This window comes from Plantactinospora siamensis (genome assembly GCF_042434095.1).
GTDB lineage: Bacteria > Actinomycetota > Actinomycetes > Mycobacteriales > Micromonosporaceae > KBS50.
Map to the genome: position 1 here is coordinate 79,107 of NZ_JBHLUE010000005.1, position 15,219 is coordinate 94,325.

The 15,219-nt window shown below is 72.1% G+C and carries 14 protein-coding genes; 10 read left to right on the forward strand and 4 right to left on the reverse strand.

Translation table 11 applies throughout. From position 1 onward, the window contains the following. The first annotated feature begins 43 nt into the window (after window positions 1–43). The 7 genes from ACFFHU_RS09445 (at window position 44) to ACFFHU_RS09475 (ending at window position 8,385) form a co-directional block, all read left to right on the forward strand. Complete coding sequence (locus ACFFHU_RS09445; RefSeq protein ID WP_377337362.1) at window positions 44–1,264, forward strand: bifunctional glycosyltransferase family 2/GtrA family protein; 1,221 nt, start codon at window positions 44–46, stop codon at window positions 1,262–1,264. A 35-nt stretch (window positions 1,265–1,299) separates the two neighbouring features. Then, a complete protein-coding gene (locus ACFFHU_RS09450) occupies window positions 1,300–3,435 on the forward strand; it encodes an ArnT family glycosyltransferase (RefSeq protein WP_377337363.1) in 2,136 nt (711 codons plus the stop codon). Further along, window positions 3,435–3,851 carry a hypothetical protein gene (locus ACFFHU_RS09455; protein ID WP_377337364.1) on the forward strand — a complete coding sequence of 139 codons (417 nt, stop codon included), beginning with the start codon at window positions 3,435–3,437 and terminating at the stop codon, window positions 3,849–3,851. Before ACFFHU_RS09450 ends, ACFFHU_RS09455 begins: the two co-directional genes overlap by 1 nt. Window positions 3,852–4,234: 383 nt before the next feature. Next, the gene (locus tag ACFFHU_RS09460) at window positions 4,235–6,184 is read left to right on the forward strand and encodes an APC family permease (RefSeq protein WP_377337433.1); all 1,950 of its coding nucleotides are present in this window, start codon (window positions 4,235–4,237) and stop codon (window positions 6,182–6,184) included. Between the two features lie 197 nt (window positions 6,185–6,381). Next, on the forward strand, window positions 6,382–6,813 hold the full coding sequence (locus ACFFHU_RS09465) for an SRPBCC family protein (RefSeq protein ID WP_377337365.1): 432 nt from the start codon (window positions 6,382–6,384) through the stop codon (window positions 6,811–6,813). 212 nt (window positions 6,814–7,025) lie between these two features. Further along, window positions 7,026–7,586, forward strand: a complete 561-nt coding sequence (locus tag ACFFHU_RS09470; protein WP_377337366.1) for an MFS transporter — start codon at window positions 7,026–7,028, stop codon at window positions 7,584–7,586. After that, window positions 7,543–8,385: an MFS transporter gene (locus ACFFHU_RS09475; RefSeq protein ID WP_377337367.1), complete on the forward strand. Its 843-nt coding sequence runs from the start codon at window positions 7,543–7,545 to the stop codon at window positions 8,383–8,385. Before ACFFHU_RS09470 ends, ACFFHU_RS09475 begins: the two co-directional genes overlap by 44 nt. A 79-nt stretch (window positions 8,386–8,464) precedes the next feature. Here the strand turns inward: ACFFHU_RS09475 and ACFFHU_RS09480 are convergent, their stop codons facing one another. Further along, the gene (locus ACFFHU_RS09480; protein ID WP_377337368.1) at window positions 8,465–9,241 is read right to left on the reverse strand and encodes a class I SAM-dependent methyltransferase; all 777 of its coding nucleotides are present in this window, start codon (window positions 9,239–9,241) and stop codon (window positions 8,465–8,467) included. 205 nt (window positions 9,242–9,446) lie between these two features. On the opposite strand from ACFFHU_RS09480, the gene ACFFHU_RS09485 reads away from it, so the two are divergent. After that, entirely contained in the window at window positions 9,447–10,328 is an 882-nt protein-coding gene (locus tag ACFFHU_RS09485; RefSeq protein ID WP_377337370.1) for an AraC family transcriptional regulator, read from the forward strand. Window positions 10,329–10,421: 93 nt separating this feature from the next. Here the strand turns inward: ACFFHU_RS09485 and ACFFHU_RS09490 are convergent, their stop codons facing one another. Both ACFFHU_RS09490 and ACFFHU_RS09495 read right to left on the reverse strand, forming a co-directional pair. Further along, window positions 10,422–11,648 carry an MFS transporter gene (locus ACFFHU_RS09490; protein ID WP_377337371.1) on the reverse strand — a complete coding sequence of 409 codons (1,227 nt, stop codon included), beginning with the start codon at window positions 11,646–11,648 and terminating at the stop codon, window positions 10,422–10,424. Between the two features lie 100 nt (window positions 11,649–11,748). Then, window positions 11,749–12,300 (reverse strand): hypothetical protein, encoded by a 552-nt coding sequence (locus tag ACFFHU_RS09495; RefSeq protein WP_377337372.1) that lies wholly within the window; start codon window positions 12,298–12,300, stop codon window positions 11,749–11,751. 86 nt (window positions 12,301–12,386) lie between these two features. Between ACFFHU_RS09495 and ACFFHU_RS09500 the strand changes: the two genes are divergently transcribed. Together ACFFHU_RS09500 and ACFFHU_RS09505 are read left to right on the forward strand one after the other, a co-directional pair. Next, on the forward strand, window positions 12,387–13,844 hold the full coding sequence (locus tag ACFFHU_RS09500) for an AfsR/SARP family transcriptional regulator (protein WP_377337373.1): 1,458 nt from the start codon (window positions 12,387–12,389) through the stop codon (window positions 13,842–13,844). Beyond that, the gene (locus ACFFHU_RS09505; RefSeq protein WP_377337374.1) at window positions 13,781–14,473 is read left to right on the forward strand and encodes a hypothetical protein; all 693 of its coding nucleotides are present in this window, start codon (window positions 13,781–13,783) and stop codon (window positions 14,471–14,473) included. Before ACFFHU_RS09500 ends, ACFFHU_RS09505 begins: the two co-directional genes overlap by 64 nt. Here the strand turns inward: ACFFHU_RS09505 and ACFFHU_RS09510 are convergent. Then, window positions 14,393–15,208 carry a S1 family peptidase gene (locus ACFFHU_RS09510; RefSeq protein WP_377337375.1) on the reverse strand — a complete coding sequence of 272 codons (816 nt, stop codon included), beginning with the start codon at window positions 15,206–15,208 and terminating at the stop codon, window positions 14,393–14,395. The two genes, ACFFHU_RS09505 and ACFFHU_RS09510, sit on opposite strands and share 81 nt — an antisense overlap. Window positions 15,209–15,219 lie beyond the last annotated feature (11 nt).

The window sequence follows — 15,219 nt, forward strand, 5'->3', positions numbered from 1 at the left end:
CGGCCTGGGAGGTCTCTCAGAACCCGGCCCGAGGCTTGGCCGCATGCCCGAGACGACCTCGGCCGGCCGGCAAGCTCGGCAGATCGACCTCCTGGTGACGGCGATGGACGTGGTGATCCCCGTCCACAACGAGGAGATCGACCTCGAGCCGTGCGTACGCCGGCTGCACCGGTACCTGACCGACAGCTTCCCGTACTCCTTCCGGATCACCATCGCCGACAACGCCAGCGTCGACGACACCCCGGCGGTGGCCGCCCGGCTCGCCGCCGAACTGCCCCGCGTTCGAGCGGTGCGGCTGGAGCAGAAGGGCCGCGGCCGGGCCCTGCGGACCGTCTGGTCGGAGTCCGACGCGGCCGTGCTGGCGTACATGGACGTGGACCTCTCCACCGATCTGGCCGGGCTGTTCCCGCTGGTCGCGCCGCTGCTGTCCGGCCACTCGGAGGTGGCGATCGGCACCCGGCTGGCGCGCGGCTCGCGGGTGGTCCGAGGTCCGAAACGGGAGTTCATCTCGCGCAGCTACAACCTCATCCTGCGCGGCGCCCTCGGCGCCCGGTTCTCCGACGCACAGTGCGGGTTCAAGGCGATCCGGGCGGACGTCGCGCGGCGGCTGCTGCCGCTGGTCCAGGACACCGGCTGGTTCTTCGACACCGAACTGCTGGTCATCGCCCAGCGGGCGGGACTGCGCATCCACGAGGTGCCGGTGGACTGGGTCGACGACCCGGACAGCCGGGTGGACGTGGTCCGCACCGCCCTGGACGACCTGAGCGGCATCGGACGGTTGGCCCGAGCGCTCGCCACCGGCCGCCTGCCGATCTCCGACCTGCGGCACGACCTGGGTCGGGAACCGCTCGCGCCCGGCGTGCCGGTCGGGCTGGGCCGACAACTGGTCCGGTTCGCCGCGATCGGTGTCGCCTCGACACTGGCGTACCTGCTGCTCTACGCCCTCCTGCGGAACGCCGTACCGGCGCAGCCGGCGAACCTGATCGCGCTGCTGGTCACCGCGGTCGGCAACACCGCGCTGAACCGCCGGGTCACCTTCGGGGTACGCGGCCGTCGGGGCGCCGCCGGTCACCACGCGCAGGGCCTGCTCATCTTCGCCCTCGGCCTGGCCCTGACCAGTGGCTCGCTGGCGCTGCTCGGCGCGTTGAGCAGCGGGGCGGTGCCCCGGCTGATCGAGCTGGCGGCGCTGACCGCCGCCAACCTGGCGGCCACCCTGCTGCGCTTCCTGCTGTTCCGGTCCTGGGTCTTCCGGGCCGCCCGATGACAGTCCCCGATCCTGCGCCCACGGGAGTCTCCGACATGTCCACCCCGACCGCCGTCCGCGCCGAACACTCCGGACGCCCCGCGCCCGCCCGGCTGCGGCGACTGCTGCCCACTCGAGCGGGCCGACTGCTGCGCGGCCGGCCCACGGACCCGGCCTGGGCCCGACCCGCGCTGATGGTCCTGCTGGCGGCCACCGCCGTGCTGTACCTGTGGAACCTGACCGGCCGCGGCTGGGCCAACACCTACTACGCCGGCGCGGTGCTGTCCGCCACGCAGGACTGGAAGGCGTTCTTCTTCGGCTCGGTGGACGCGGCGAACTTCATCACCGTCGACAAGCCACCCGCGTCGCTGTGGCTGATGGCGCTGTCCGGGCGGGTGCTCGGATTCAGCGAGTTCAGCATGCTGCTGCCGCAGGCGCTGGCCGGGGTGGCCTCGGTCGCCCTGCTGTACGCGACGGTGCGCCGCTGGCACGGCCCGGCCGCCGGACTGCTGGCCGGGGCGGCGCTGGCCGTGACCCCGGTGGCGGTGCTGATGTTCCACTACAACAACCCGGACGCGCTGCTGGTGCTGCTGCTGGTGCTCGCCGCGTACGCGACCGTCCGTGCGGTGGAGGAGGGGGACGTCCGCTGGCTGATGCTCGCCGGCGGCGCCCTCGGGTTCGGCTTTCTGACCAAGATGCTCCAGGCGTTCCTGGTGCTGCCGGCGCTGGCGCTGGTCTACCTGGTGGCCGCGCCGACCGACTGGCGGCGGCGGGTCGGACACCTGCTCGCCGGCGCAGCCGCGTTGCTGGTCACGGCCGGCTGGTGGGTGGCCGCGGTCGAGCTGTGGCCGGCGTCCCGACGGCCGTACGTCGGCGGCTCGACCGACAACAGCGTCCTGGGACTGACCTTCGGCTACAACGGCCTCGGCCGGATCCTCGGCGGCGACGGCAACCCCGGCGGCAACGGTTCCCCCGGGGGAGTGCAACCCCCGGCCGGGTTGGACCTGCCCCCGGGGATGGAGCTACCGGCCGGGGGCATGGGTGGCTTCGGCGGTGGCACCGGCGTCACCCGGCTGTTCAACGACGCCCTCGGCGGTCAGGTGTCCTGGCTGCTGCCGGCCGCGTTGATCGCGCTGGTGGCCGGCCTCGCGCTGACCCTGCGGGCGCCGCGCACCGACCGCCTCCGCGCCTCGCTGCTGCTGTGGGGCGGCTGGCTGCTGGTCACCGCAGCGGTGTTCAGCTTCATGTCCGGCATCTTCCACGAGTACTACACCGTCGCGCTGGCACCGGCGATCGCCGCCCTGGTGGGCATCGGCGCGCACGAGCTGTGGGCCAGGCGGTCCGGGGTGCCGGGTCGGTTGGGGCTCCTCGCCATGGTGGTGGCCACCGGGGCGTGGGGATTCGTCCTGCTGAACCGGACGCCGCAATGGTATCCGGCGCTGCGCGCGGTCCTGGTCGTGGTCTCGGTCGTTGCTGCCGTCGCGCTGCTCATCCCCGGTCGCCGGCGGCCCCGGGTGGCCGTGGTCGGGGCGGTGGCGGCGCTGGTCACCGGCCTGCTGGGCAGCGTCGCGTACGCGTTGCCGACCGCGTCCTCGGGTGTCGGTGGGCCGATCCCGACCGCCGGACCGGCGACCGGCCGAGCCGGTGGCCGGCCCGGCGGGTTGCGGCTGCCGCCCGGGACGGAGCTCCCGGCGGGCATGCCCGCGCTGCCCGGCGGCGGCCCGGCGGGCATGCCGGGCCTGGGCGGCGCCGTCGATGAGCAGATCGCCGGGCTGCTCCGGGACACCGACACGACCTGGGCCGCGGCCACCGTGACCACCAGCGAGGCCGCCGGCCTGCAACTGGCCGCCGGGCGGCCGGTGATGGGCATCGGCGGGTTCAGCGGCAGCGACCCGACGCCCACCCTCGCCGACTTCCAGCGGTACGTGGCCGAGCGCAAGGTGCGCTGGTTCGTCGCCTCCCGCGGCATCGGGGGCGGACCCGGCGGCCGGCCTCCGTTCGCCGGCGCCGATTCCCCTGGCGGAGCCGCACCCGGCGGGGGCGTGCCTGGCGCCGGTCCGTACCCGGGCGCCGCCGGACCGATGGGCGGCGCCGGCGCCGCCGCCGAGATCACCCGGTGGGTGCAGGACACCTTCCCGGCGACCACCGTCGGCGGGCAGACCGTCTATGACCTGACCAAGGAGAAGAACTGATGCGCGGCAGCGGGCGACTGACGATCGCGGCCGTTCTCGTTCTCGGCCTCGCCGGAATCGCCGGCTGCGGCGGCAGTTCCGGCGACACCGGGGACGGCAACGGCAGTTCCGGCACCGGTTCACCGGTCGGGGCGTACCTGTCCTGCTTGTCGGAGCACGGGGTAGGCATGCCGGGGGCGCCGTCCGGCGCGTCGCCGGGCCTTCCCTCGGGGGCGCCAAGCCTGGTTCCGTCCGGGCTGCCGTCCCTGCCGCCCGGGGCCGCGATGCCGTCGGGTGTGCCCGGCGGGATGCCACCCGGCCTGGCCGGCGGGGAGCTGCCGAAGCCGCCCGGGATCGACGAGGCCACCTGGCGGCAGGCCCAACAGCAGTGCGCGGCGCTGCGGCCCACCGCCTTCCCGGCACGGTCCGCGAACTGAACAGGCTGGTCCGGTCGCCCCGGATGCGGCGAGCGGCTACGCCCCAACACCTCGGGGCACCGTCGCAACCTGCAGCGGCGGCGCACGGGTCGGTGCGTCGAGACGGCGCGGGGGACGTCCACCCACCAGGGCGGGGGCGCTGTGTGGGCTGGTGAAAGTCGTGCTCGCCGACGGGCGTGCAGGTGATGTCCCCGTGGGTACTCTGTCCGCTGCCCGAGGGGCACCACGTCGGTGCCTCCGGCCCGAGCACGGACAGGGGCGACATCGACATGGGTGACGGTCGGTCGAAGCGCACGGCGAGACGCGCCGCGGTGAACGTCGGCGTACGGCAGCGCGGGTTCCTGCCAGGCGCGGCCCGACCAGTGGTGCCGCAGTGCGTCGACATGCCGCCGGTGGCGGCCCCCGGATCGAGCCCGCTGGGGCGGTGGTTGCTGCACGAGCGGGTGCAGCCGGCCGGCCCGGAGGCAGGCGAGTCCCACGCCACGCCTCACCCCTGGTGGAAGGTGATGTGCCTGACCGGCGTGGACTACTTTTCCACCCTGTCCTACCTGCCGGGCATCGCGGCGCTGGCCGCCGGTGCGTTGTCGCCGCTGGCGACGCTGCTGATCGTGGCGTTGACCCTGTTCGGGGTGTTGCCGATGTACCGGCGGGTGGCGCGGGAGAGCCCGCACGGTCAGGGGTCGGTGGCGATGCTGGAACGGCTGTTGCCGTTCTGGAAGGGCAAGCTGTTCGTCCTGGTGCTGCTGGGGTTCGTGGCCACCTCGTGGATCATCACGATCACCCTGTCGTCGGCGGACGCGACCGTGCACCTGCTGGAGAACCCGGTCCTGCCCGACGGGTTCCCGCACGGGACCACCGCCGCGGTGGTGGTCACCGTCGTGCTGCTGCTGATCCTGGGCGGGGTGTTCCTGCTCGGCTTCAGCGAGGCCGTCGGCGTCGCGATCCCGCTGGTCGGGGTGTTCCTGCTGCTGAACGCGGTCATCGTGGCCGTCGGCCTGGTCCGGGTGGTCCGGGACCCGGGCCCGCTGGCGGACTGGGCGCACGCGTTGACCGCCGGCACGAACGGGGTCGGCGATGTCGTCGGCCCGGCGGTCCTGGCCTTCCCGCTGCTGGTGCTGGGCCTGTCCGGTTTCGAGACCGGCGTGAGCATGATGCCGCTGGTGCGCGGCGACGGCCCGGACGCGCAGGCGCGGCAAGCCGCCCGGATCGCCAACACCAAGCGGCTGCTCACCACCGCGGCGCTGATCATGTCCGGCTACCTGATCCTGACCACGTTCGTCACCACCGTGCTGATTCCGGCGCGGGAGTTCCAGCCGGGTGGGCGGGCCAACGGCCGGGCTCTGGCCTACGTCGCCCACCAGTACGTCGGGGAGGCGTTCGGCACGGTCTACGACCTGAGCAGCGTGCTGATCCTGTGGTTCGCGGGCGCGTCGGCGATGGCCGGTCTGATCAACATCGTGCCGCGCTACCTGCCCTCGTACGGCATGGCCCCGGAGTGGGGGCGGGCGGTGCGGCCGGTGGTGATCGTCTACACGCTGATCAGCATCGTGATCACCGTCGCGTTCCGGGCGGACGTCAACGCTCAGGCCGGCGCGTACGCCACCGGCATCCTGGCGATGATGGTCTCCGGGGCGGTCGCGGTGACCATCTCCGCGCTGCGCGGCCGGCAACGGCTGGTCACCGCCGGGTTCGCGGTGCTCACCCTGGTGCTGCTGTACGCGCTGGCCGAGAACATCCGCGAGAAGCCGGACGGGATCGCGATCTCCGGCCTGTTCATCGCCGGCATCATCGTCGTGTCCCTGATCTCGCGGGTGTCGCGCACCACCGAGCTGCGCGCGGAGCGGATCGAGTTCGACGAGACCGCGCGGCGCTTCATCGCCGACTCCATCGAGTACGACGGCCGGCTGGACATCATCGCCCACCGCCCGGACGCGGCCTCCGATGCCGAGTACCGGGCCAAGGAGCGCTCTCAACGGGACATCAATCCGGTGCCCGGGGAGGCGGACGTGCTGTTCCTGGAAATCGAGGTCATCGACCCGTCGGACTTCAGCGACGTCCTGCGGGTACGCGGCCTGGCGATCGGCGGGCATCGCGTGCTGCGCGTGCAGAGCCCGGCCGCCCCGAACGCGATCGCGGCGATCCTGCTGGCCCTGCGCGACGCCACCGGCGTCCGCCCGCACGCGCACTTCGAGTGGTCCGAGGGCAACCCCATCGCGCACCTGATGCGGTACCTGATCCTCGGTCGGGGAGACACCCCGCCGGTGGTGCGGGAGATCCTGCGCAAGGCCGAACGGGATCCCGCACGCCGTCCCGGCATCCACGTCGGCGGCTGAGCCGGGTGGAAGTGCCCCCTGTGACGTTCCGCTGGGAACGGAAGTTCTGAACCGTGGGCCGATCTCGGACGACCTGCAACTAGAGGTTGCGCTTGGTTTCACGGCGGGACTAAGGTGATCCGCAACCAAAGGTTGCGTAAGCCGGCCTGAGCGGAATCCATCGACACGTCAGAGAGGGCAGGGCATTGGTAGACATCGTGCATCGCATCGGGGTAGCGGGGTCGACGACCGGCGAGGTCTACGCGGCGATCACCACCCTGGAGGGACTGTCCGGGTGGTGGGCCGAGAAGACAACGGGGGACACCGAGGTCGACGGCGTCATCCAGTTCCGGTTCGTCCCGGGTGGGTTCGACATGAAGGTCGTGGCGCTCGATCCGGGCCGTTCGGTGCGGTGGGAGGTCGTCGAGGGCCCGGACGAGTGGATCGGCACCCACATCCAGTGGGACCTGTACCAGGACGGCGACTACGCCATCGTCCTGTTCACGCACGAGGGCTGGCGCGAGCCGGTCGAATTCATGAACCACTGCAGCACCAAGTGGGCGACCTATCTCCTGAGCCTCAAGCAGTTGGTGGAGACCGGCGCCGGAAGGCCCGATCCACGCGATGTGCAGATCAGCAACTGGCACTGAGTCGCGGGCTCGTCAGTCGGGACGGCGCCAGTGCTGCGACGGGCGAGAAGCCGGCCGGGCGGCGTGCGCCGCAGCGTCGGCGGCGGCCCGACCTACCAGACCCGAGCGGCGCAGCTCTGCGCCGCTCGGGTCTGGCTGAACGCCAACCGGGCGCTCCGGTGCACCGACGTGCCGATGTCGCCGCTACGGGAACCTGTGAAGGGAACTTGCTCTTGACCAGCGACACCATCGCGCCGCCCCGATTCACCAGGCGCCAGCGAATCATCCTGCTGATCCTGCTCGGTGCCGGGTTCATGCTGTCCGTGGACTTCTCCATCCTGAACGTCGCGCTGCCGAAGGTGGGCGAGGGGGTGGGCCTGAGTCTGCCGGCACTGCCGTGGATCGCATCCGCCTACGCCCTGCCCGCCGCCGGCTTCACCCTTCTATTTGGACGTATGGCCGACCTGCTCGGTCGCCGCCGGATCTTCCTCGGTGGAGTGATCCTGCTGGCCGCAGCCTCGCTACTCGGCGGTTTCGCCACCAGTCCGGAGACCCTGCTTGGCGCCCGTGCACTCCAGGGCCTGTCCACCGCCATGTCCATCCCGGCGGGACTGTCCCTGCTGACCACCACATTCAGGGAGGGCGCGGCCCGCGACCGTGTCCTGGGCCTCAACGGTGCATCGGCGCCCTTGTCGGAGGCGCCATGGTCGGCCTGTCGGGCTGGCGCGCGGCCTTCTTCATCAAGTGCCGGTGGCCCTGATCATCCTTGTCGTCGCGCCATTCGTCATCGCTGAGAGCAGGGTGCCCGACCGTCCCACGCTGGACGTACCGGGCGCGATCACCGTGACAGGTGGCCTGCTGGCTGCCGTCTACGCGATCGTGGAGCAGAGCCTTCTCGTGGGCTGCGTCGGGATCGTGCTCCTGGCCGCGTTCTGGCTGATCGAACTGCGCACGCCGGTGCCGCTCGTCCCGGTCCGCATCCTCAAGCGCCCGACCGTCAAGTGGGGCAACTACGCCGGACTCGTGGTGTTCAGTATGGAGACGGCGATGATCTTCCTGATGACGCTGTACCTCCAGAGGATCCTCGGTCTCAGCCCCTTCGTCACCGGCCTGGTCTTCGGTGTGCCGGGCCTGGCTGCAGTGCTCGCGGGCCCGATCGCCGGCCGCCTGATCGGCCGCTACGGCTACCGCACGGTGCTGGTCACCGGCATGGCCACGCATAGCCTGGCCACCGTTCCGCTGATCTTCATCGGCCCCAGCCGCCCGAGTCTGATCGTCCTGATACCCGCGTTGCTGATCGGCTTCTACGGGCACGTGACCTCGATCGTCGCCTACACCGTCACCGGCACCTCCGGCCTGCCGGACGGCGAGCAGGGCCTGGCCACCGGCTTCACCTCGATGACCCAACAGGTCGCCATCACGATCGGCATTCCCGTCCTGGGCGCGATCGCCGCTGCGGGATCCTCGGAGTTGACCGGTATCCGGGTGGCACTGACGGTGGGTGTGATCGTCACCTGGGCCAGCATCGTGCTCGTCTGGATTGGTCTCCAGTCACCCGCCGCCGTGCGCGCTGACGAGCCCGGACCGGTGTGAGGCCACAGCGTGCGGGACTACCCGGCCTCATCGGTGCTGTCGCGCCGCGTTACCCGGGCGAACTGGAATGCGTCGGCGGTCATCGCGCCCGCTGGGCGAGATAGCAGCGGAAGACAAGGCCCATGCGTACGGTTCCGTCGGCGCGTGATCGCGGTGCGAAAAAGGATCGCAGCGCGGCCTCGACGGTCGCGCGGCCGGAGTGTCGGACCGCCGCGGCGACCGGGCCGGCCGGCAGTTGGGCGGCGACCGCGTCGTCCTCGCTGTCGAAGTCGACGTCGAAGGCGATGTCGGCCATCGTCACGGATGCGAACCCGGCATCGAGCAGTGCGCCGCGAGCCGCGTCCGAATCGGCCAGGTCGAGTGCGCTGCGGTCGGGCACCTCGTCGTGGGAGGCGAGCGGATTGATCAGCGCTGCGCTCTCGGCCTGCTCGGGACCTGCGCCGACCGTCACAACGGCCCGTCCTGAGGGGGCGGTCACGCGCGCGATCTCGGCGAGCGCGCGGCGCGGGTCGGCGGCGTAGAGCACGGAGTTGAACGCGGTGACGACGTCGAAGGCGCCGCCGCGGAACGGCATGCGCTCGATGTCCTCGACGACATAGCTGGCCGCCGGGTGACGGTGGCGGGCGTACTCGATGAGTCCCGGGGCCGCGTCCAGCCCGATGACGTCCGCGCCGCCCTGAGCTGCCAGAGCGACGAACAGGCCCGAGCCGCAGCCGGCGTCGAGGAGCCGCGTGCCGGGAAGAGGGTGAAGGCGCTCGATCACATCCTCGTACAGCGGCCGGATGCGGCCCTCCGCGGTCTCTGCCCAACCCTGCGGGTCGCTGCTCCACAGCTTTCCCTGGATGGTCGCGTTCACTTTGCGCTCCCGCGGGGTGGACCCAGCCGTCGATGTCGCGGCCGAGTGAGACGCGATCGGCGGTCGAGCGCCGGCAGCCCCGTAGGGTAGGAAATCATGATCCTGAACATGGCCAAACCGTACGGCCGGACCGCCGCGCGCTCTTGAACAAACCGGGCGTCCTTCTCACGGGGCTGACCACCCGGTGGCGCGACATACTGGGCCCGTGACCGGCGACCCGTTTCCCACGCCCGCCGGGGACGGGCAGACCTACGTGGAGCGCTCGCCGGCCCCCGCGCTGCGCAAGATCGTCTCGTCGGTCTGGGTCCAGCAAGTCGGCCGCGCCGCCGCGGCGTACATCCACCGGCGCATCCCCAACGGTGCCGTCGAACTCGTCTGCCGGGCCGGCTCGACTCCGCAAGTGATCGGCCCGCTCACCTCGCCGCTGGTCGAGGTGCTCCAGCCGGGCGCCACCGTGATCGGTTTGCGCTTCGTGCCGGGCGCCTTCGCGGCGGTCGCGGGGCAGCCCGCGTCCGAGGTGGTCGGGCTCGCGCTCAACGCCGAGGAGCTGTGGGGCCACTCGGCCGCCGCCCTTGGCGAGGCGGTCGCCACGGCGGCCTCGCCGCAGGAAGCGCTCGCCGCCGTGCAGATCCACGTGCACGAGCACGCCGTCGGCGGTGAGCCCCCGGACCTGCTCGTGTCCAAAATGGTTCACGGTCTCATGCCATGGCGTACGGCCGACGTGACGTCGCTGAGTGCGTCTCTTCACATATCCGAGACGCAGTTGCGTCGCCGCTGCCACAGAGCGGTCGGGCTCGCACCGAAGGCGCTGCACCGGATGCTGCGCTTCCAGGGCTTCCTCGCGCTCGTCCAGCAGGCGATCAGCCAGGGCCGCGCGGCGACGGACGACGGGCTGGGGTTGCTCGCCCTCCGCGCCGGCTACGCGGACCAGTCCCACCTCACGCGCGAATGCGTCCGGCTCACCGGCGTCCCACCGCGGATATTCATCGCCGAGACGCACCGGACCTGCGCCTGCGGTCACGATCACTCGGCGTCATTCGCGCCCGTGCTGCGCTCCGAGACCGGAACGTGCCGCACACGGGCATGACGCCACCGATCGGGAGGAGCCGACCGAGCCGTGGCATGAAGTCGGAGCACTACGAGCACTACGAGCACGTGTCCCGCGGTTGAGGGAGGTTCACTACGGTCCGCTACGGCCGTCCGTCAGGGCGAAGCGGCTTATGAGTGGGCCGCGACGTCCCAGCGCCCACACGGTGAGCGCGAAGCAGCAGAGCGTCGTTCCCGTGATCGTGATCGCTGTCCAGCCGCCCGCGGACCAGAGCGTGGTCGCGGCGGCGGAGCCGATAGCAGCGCCGATGAAGTTGCCGGTGGCCAGCGCCGTGTTGAGCCGGCTGCGGGCCTCGTGGGAGAGGGTGAACAGCCGCGCCCGGTTGAGGAGGGCCTGCGTCTGGAGGGATACATCGATCACGACGATCACGATGATGATGAGTACGACGGACCGCCCGGCGAACGTCGCGACGACGAAGGCGCCGAGGGTCAGTGCCCAGGACGCGCCGGTGGCCGGCAGCGACCAACCGCGGTCGTGTAGACGGCCGCCGTGCAGGCCGGAAAGGACGCCAGCGAGGCCAGCCAACCCGAACAACCCGATCACCGCTACCGGGTACCGGAACGGTGGGCTACTGAGCAGGAACGTCAGCGCCGTCCAGAACAGCGAGAACGTGGCGAACCCGGTGGCGGCCAGGACCAGCGTCCATCGGGCCGCCCGCTCGCGCATGACCACAGCGCCGACCGAGGCGATGAGCTGCGGGTATGACATGCGCGTCCGCGGCGCCAGCGGTGGAATCGCGCGGTAGAGCAGGACCGCGAGCAGGACGGCGACGACCGCGGCGAGGGCGAAGATCGTACGCCACCCGGCGGTGCCGGCGACGAACCCGCTAATCGTGCGGGAGGCCAGAATACCGGTGAGGGTTCCGGACCCGACGGCGCCGACAACCTGGCCACGGTGGGCGTCGCCAGCCAGGTCCCCGGCGAGCGGTGTGAGGACCTGTCCGGAGATCGACGTCGCGCCGAGCAGGCCGAGTGCGAGGAGGAGCACGCCGATCGACGGCGCTAGCGCGCACTGCAGCAGTGCGGCGGCCGAGGTCAGCAGCATGACCGGGACGAACCGGCGGCGGTCCAGGATGTCGCCGAGCGGCACGAGCAGCAGCACGCCGACGGCGTACCCGACCTGCGTCGCGGTGACGAGCCAGCCGGCAGTCTCGGTCGCGGCGCGTAGGTCGCCTGCAATGAAGCCGAGTAGCGGCTGCGCCCAGTACAGGTTGCCGATGGCGACTCCCGCCGCCAAGGCGAACAGGAACGTCAGTCGGCGGCTTATCTCCGACGGCGGTGCCATGGGGGGCGCTGCCATCCTGCCACGCTAAGGCCCGGAATCATGGCGCGGGGCCCGGCGAGGGCCTGAACGTGGCAGGGCCGCATCCGCCGGGCTGTCCACACCTTTTCCGCACCCCTCAGGCGTGCCCGGACAGGTCGGTACGGCGTGCCACGACAGCCCCACCGGTGGGGGCGCAGTGGGGACGCGGGTGCGGGTATGTCAGGTAGCCGGGCCTCGCAACACACCGACGGTCGCCGCTGCTCGATCGTTGTGGGACAGGCCCCGGATGGCGTCGGAGAACTTGGTGGAGGTCTCCCGCATCTTGGGGTCGTTCGGGTCGTACTGCGGCGAAGCCGCGCATCCGGTCGTTGATCTCGTGCATGATGCTGGTCAGTTCCGGGATGTCGACCCGGCCGACATCCCGGACGATCTGGCTGACCTCGGCGTTGACCTGATCCAACGCCTGGTTGCCGAAGCTGGCCAGCGCTTCGGTATCGGCCACCATAGTCGGGTACAACTGCCGGGCGGCCTGCGCCAGCGCGTCGCCTCGCGGCGGAGCCCAAGCCCGACCGCTTCGAGTCGTTTCCTTGCCGGCGGCAAGCTTCACGCGCCGACCATCAAGATACAGCGGCGTGGGAAGGCCTCGCGTTACAGCGACGCGCCGTCTTATGGCGTTGATGATTGTCACTCGCCTGACCGTTTGGTCACCCTTGTTCGGCCGTTCGTAGCGCGCATAGCCTCGGTCTGCCCGAACGGTCAACGGGGGAGCGACGGGTGCGACTGGAAATACGGCTGCTGGGTGGCTTTCAATCCGTTGTGGACGGGCGTGTCGTCGTGCCGGGCGGCGGCAAGCGCCGCGCCATGCTCGCCGGACTCGCCCTGACGGCGAACCGGTCCGTCTCGCTCGACCGGCTCGCTGGCATGGTGTGGGCCGGTCTGCCGCCGGCCTCCGCGCTGCCGAACCTGCGTTCGTATGCCGCCGGATTGCGCCGGCTGCTTGCCGACCGGCTGGTCGCCCGCCCCAGGGCGTACGAGCTGCGGCTGGACCCGCGCGAGCTGGACGTCACGGAGTTCGCCCGGCTCGCGGCGCAGGGCCGCGACCGGCTCGCCGATGCCGATCCGTCTGGCGCCATCGCGCCGCTGACCGCCGCCCTGGGGCTGTGGCGCGGCGCGGCGGGCGAGGGCGTGCCCCGGGGGACCCGCCTGGACGACCAGTGGATCGGTCTCGAGGCGCAGCGGGTGCTGGTGTTCGAGGAGTTGGCCGAGGCGCGGTTGGCGGTCGGTCGGCACGCGGACCTGATCACCGAGCTGCGCAGCCATCTGACCGCGCATCCGCTGCGGGAGCGGGCGTGGAAACACCTGATGCTCGCGCTGTACCGCAGCGGTGACGTGCCGGCGGCGCTGACCGCCTACCGCGCCGCCCGGACCGCCCTCGATGAGCAGCTCGGGATCGAACCGGGGGAGGAGTTGGCCGGACTGCACCGCGCGATCCTGGATCGGTCTCCCGCGATCTCCTCCGACCCGCTGGCCGAGCTGATCGTCGTGACGTCACCGGCCGATCCGCTTCCCGCGACGGCACCGAACCGGCCGTCCGTCGAGCCGCCGCCGGACGGTTGGCTCGCCTCATCCACCGGGCAGCCGTACGCGTCGGGTCCGGCGGGGACGGTGCCGCGTGAGCTACCGGCGGACCCGGTCACCTTTGTCGGTCGGTCCCGAGAGGTCGCGGCGGCCGCAACGGCCCTGTCCGGTACCGCTTCGGCCGTCCTGGTGGTCACCGGGCCACCTGGCGGCGGCAAGACGGCGCTCGCCGTCCGGGCCGCGCATGCCGCGGCGGCCGCCTTTCCGGACGGGCAGCTGTTCGTCGACCTCGGTGGCGACCCGCAAACAGGTTCCGACGAGGTGCTGGCCCGGGTACTGCGCGGCCTGGGCGTGGCCCCGGCCGATGTGCCGGAGACCACCGATGAGCGGGCCGGGCGGTTCCGCTCCCTGACCGCCGACCGGCGGATCCTGCTGGTCGTCGACGGGGTCACCGGAACGGCCCAGATCCGGCACCTGATTCCCGCCGGGGCGGGCCCGGCGCTCGTCGTGGTGGGCCAGCGGTTCCTCGGCGGCCTGGACGGGGTCCGGCGGGTCGACCTGGGGCCGCTGGCCGCTCCGAGGCGCGGGCGGTGCTGGCCGCGTACGCCGGAACCGGTCCGCTCGCGGCCGATCCTGCCGGCACCGACGAGTTGATCCGGGCGTGCGCCGGCTCGGTGCTGGCGCTGCGGATAGCCGGCGCCAAGCTGGCGAGGTGGCCGGCTCTGTCGGCGACCGACCTGGCCGGCCTGCTCGCCGATCCGGACGGCCGGCTCGACGTGCTGGTCCACGACGACCTGTCGGTGCGGGCCAGCGTGGCCACCGCCGTGGCGATGGTCGGGTGCGACAAGGCGACGATGCGGCTGCTCACCGGTCTTGGCGGCGGTGACCTGCCGAACAGCGTGCCGCGGCTCGCCCGCCGGGTCGGTGTCTCGGCCGCGAGGGTCTGCCGGGCCATCGAGAACCTGCTGGACGCCCAGCTGGTGGAGGGCGGGCCGGCTGACTACCGGCTGGCCCCGCTGGTCGATGCCTACGTCGCCGAGCTCGCCGGCTCCCCGTCCGAGCCGCGGCTGGGAACGGCCGACAGCGTGCCGCCCCGGGCGGGCAGCGACGGGACGCCCCGGGCGGGCGGCGGTGGGCCGGCGTCCGCCGGTCCACCGCGCAGTTCCGCTGGGGCCGGCGACGATCCGCCGCCGGCCCCCGGATCAGCCCTGGTGGCGCAGACCCGTGCGCGCCTGGGCCCCGGTCGTCTGCTCGACCCAGCTCGCCAGCCGATCGACCCGTGACGTGGTCTCCTCCTGCGCGTGCGGGCAGGCCGGACCGTCGGACTCGACGGACACCAGGGTCTGCGTGCCGTCCGGGTTGTCGGTGAAGTACGGGGCGCCGGAGTCCCACAGGCAGGCGCTGGTGTCCTTGGCCGGCGCGTAACCCTTCACCATGACCGAGGTGTTCGACACCCGGCTGATCGTGAACTGGCCGCTCTGCAGGTGGCTGCTCGGCGTCGGGTTGACCGAGCCGGTGGCGCCCCAGCCCGTCATCCGCAGGATGGTGCCGGTTCCCGGTGTCCCGGCGCCCACCGGCAACGGGGCGATGTCGGTGATCGGGGTGGCGAGCCGGGCCAGCGCCACGTCGTACCGGGACGCCTGGCGTATCTCGGCCACGTCGACGACATACCCGGTGCTGTCCGCCAGGTCTGCCCGGCCCACCGTGGCCGTGGTGGCGTACGGCGCCGGCCCGCTGACCCGGTTGCCCGCGGTGTCGTGGAAGCAGTGCCCGGCCGTGATGATCCACTGTGCTGCGACGAGAGCGCCCGAGCAGGCGCTGTCGTACCTGCTGCCGTCGGCCCGGGGGATGTTCGTCATGGTCAGTTTGGTGGCGAACCGGTAGCTGCCCTCGGCCACCGGGGTGCCGTTGGCGACGGCTCCGGCCGGCGCCGCGGCGGCAAGCACGGTGGATATGGTCAGTGCGGCGATCGTCGCGCCGGTTCCAAGGAGTCGGGCCGTACCCGGAAGCTGAGTCACCGGGCGACGCT

What these genes read in the sequence shown, in the direction of transcription:
- ACFFHU_RS09445 (WP_377337362.1), top strand. Translation starts at nt 44, where the DNA reads ATGCCCGAGACGACCTCGGCCGGCCGGCAAGCTCGGCAGATCGACCTC.
- ACFFHU_RS09450 (WP_377337363.1), top strand. Translation starts at nt 1,300, where the DNA reads ATGTCCACCCCGACCGCCGTCCGCGCCGAACACTCCGGACGCCCCGCG.
- ACFFHU_RS09455 (WP_377337364.1), top strand. Translation starts at nt 3,435, where the DNA reads ATGCGCGGCAGCGGGCGACTGACGATCGCGGCCGTTCTCGTTCTCGGC.
- ACFFHU_RS09460 (WP_377337433.1), top strand. Translation starts at nt 4,235, where the DNA reads ATGCCGCCGGTGGCGGCCCCCGGATCGAGCCCGCTGGGGCGGTGGTTG.
- ACFFHU_RS09490 (WP_377337371.1), bottom strand. Translation starts at nt 11,648, where the DNA reads ATGGCAGCGCCCCCCATGGCACCGCCGTCGGAGATAAGCCGCCGACTG.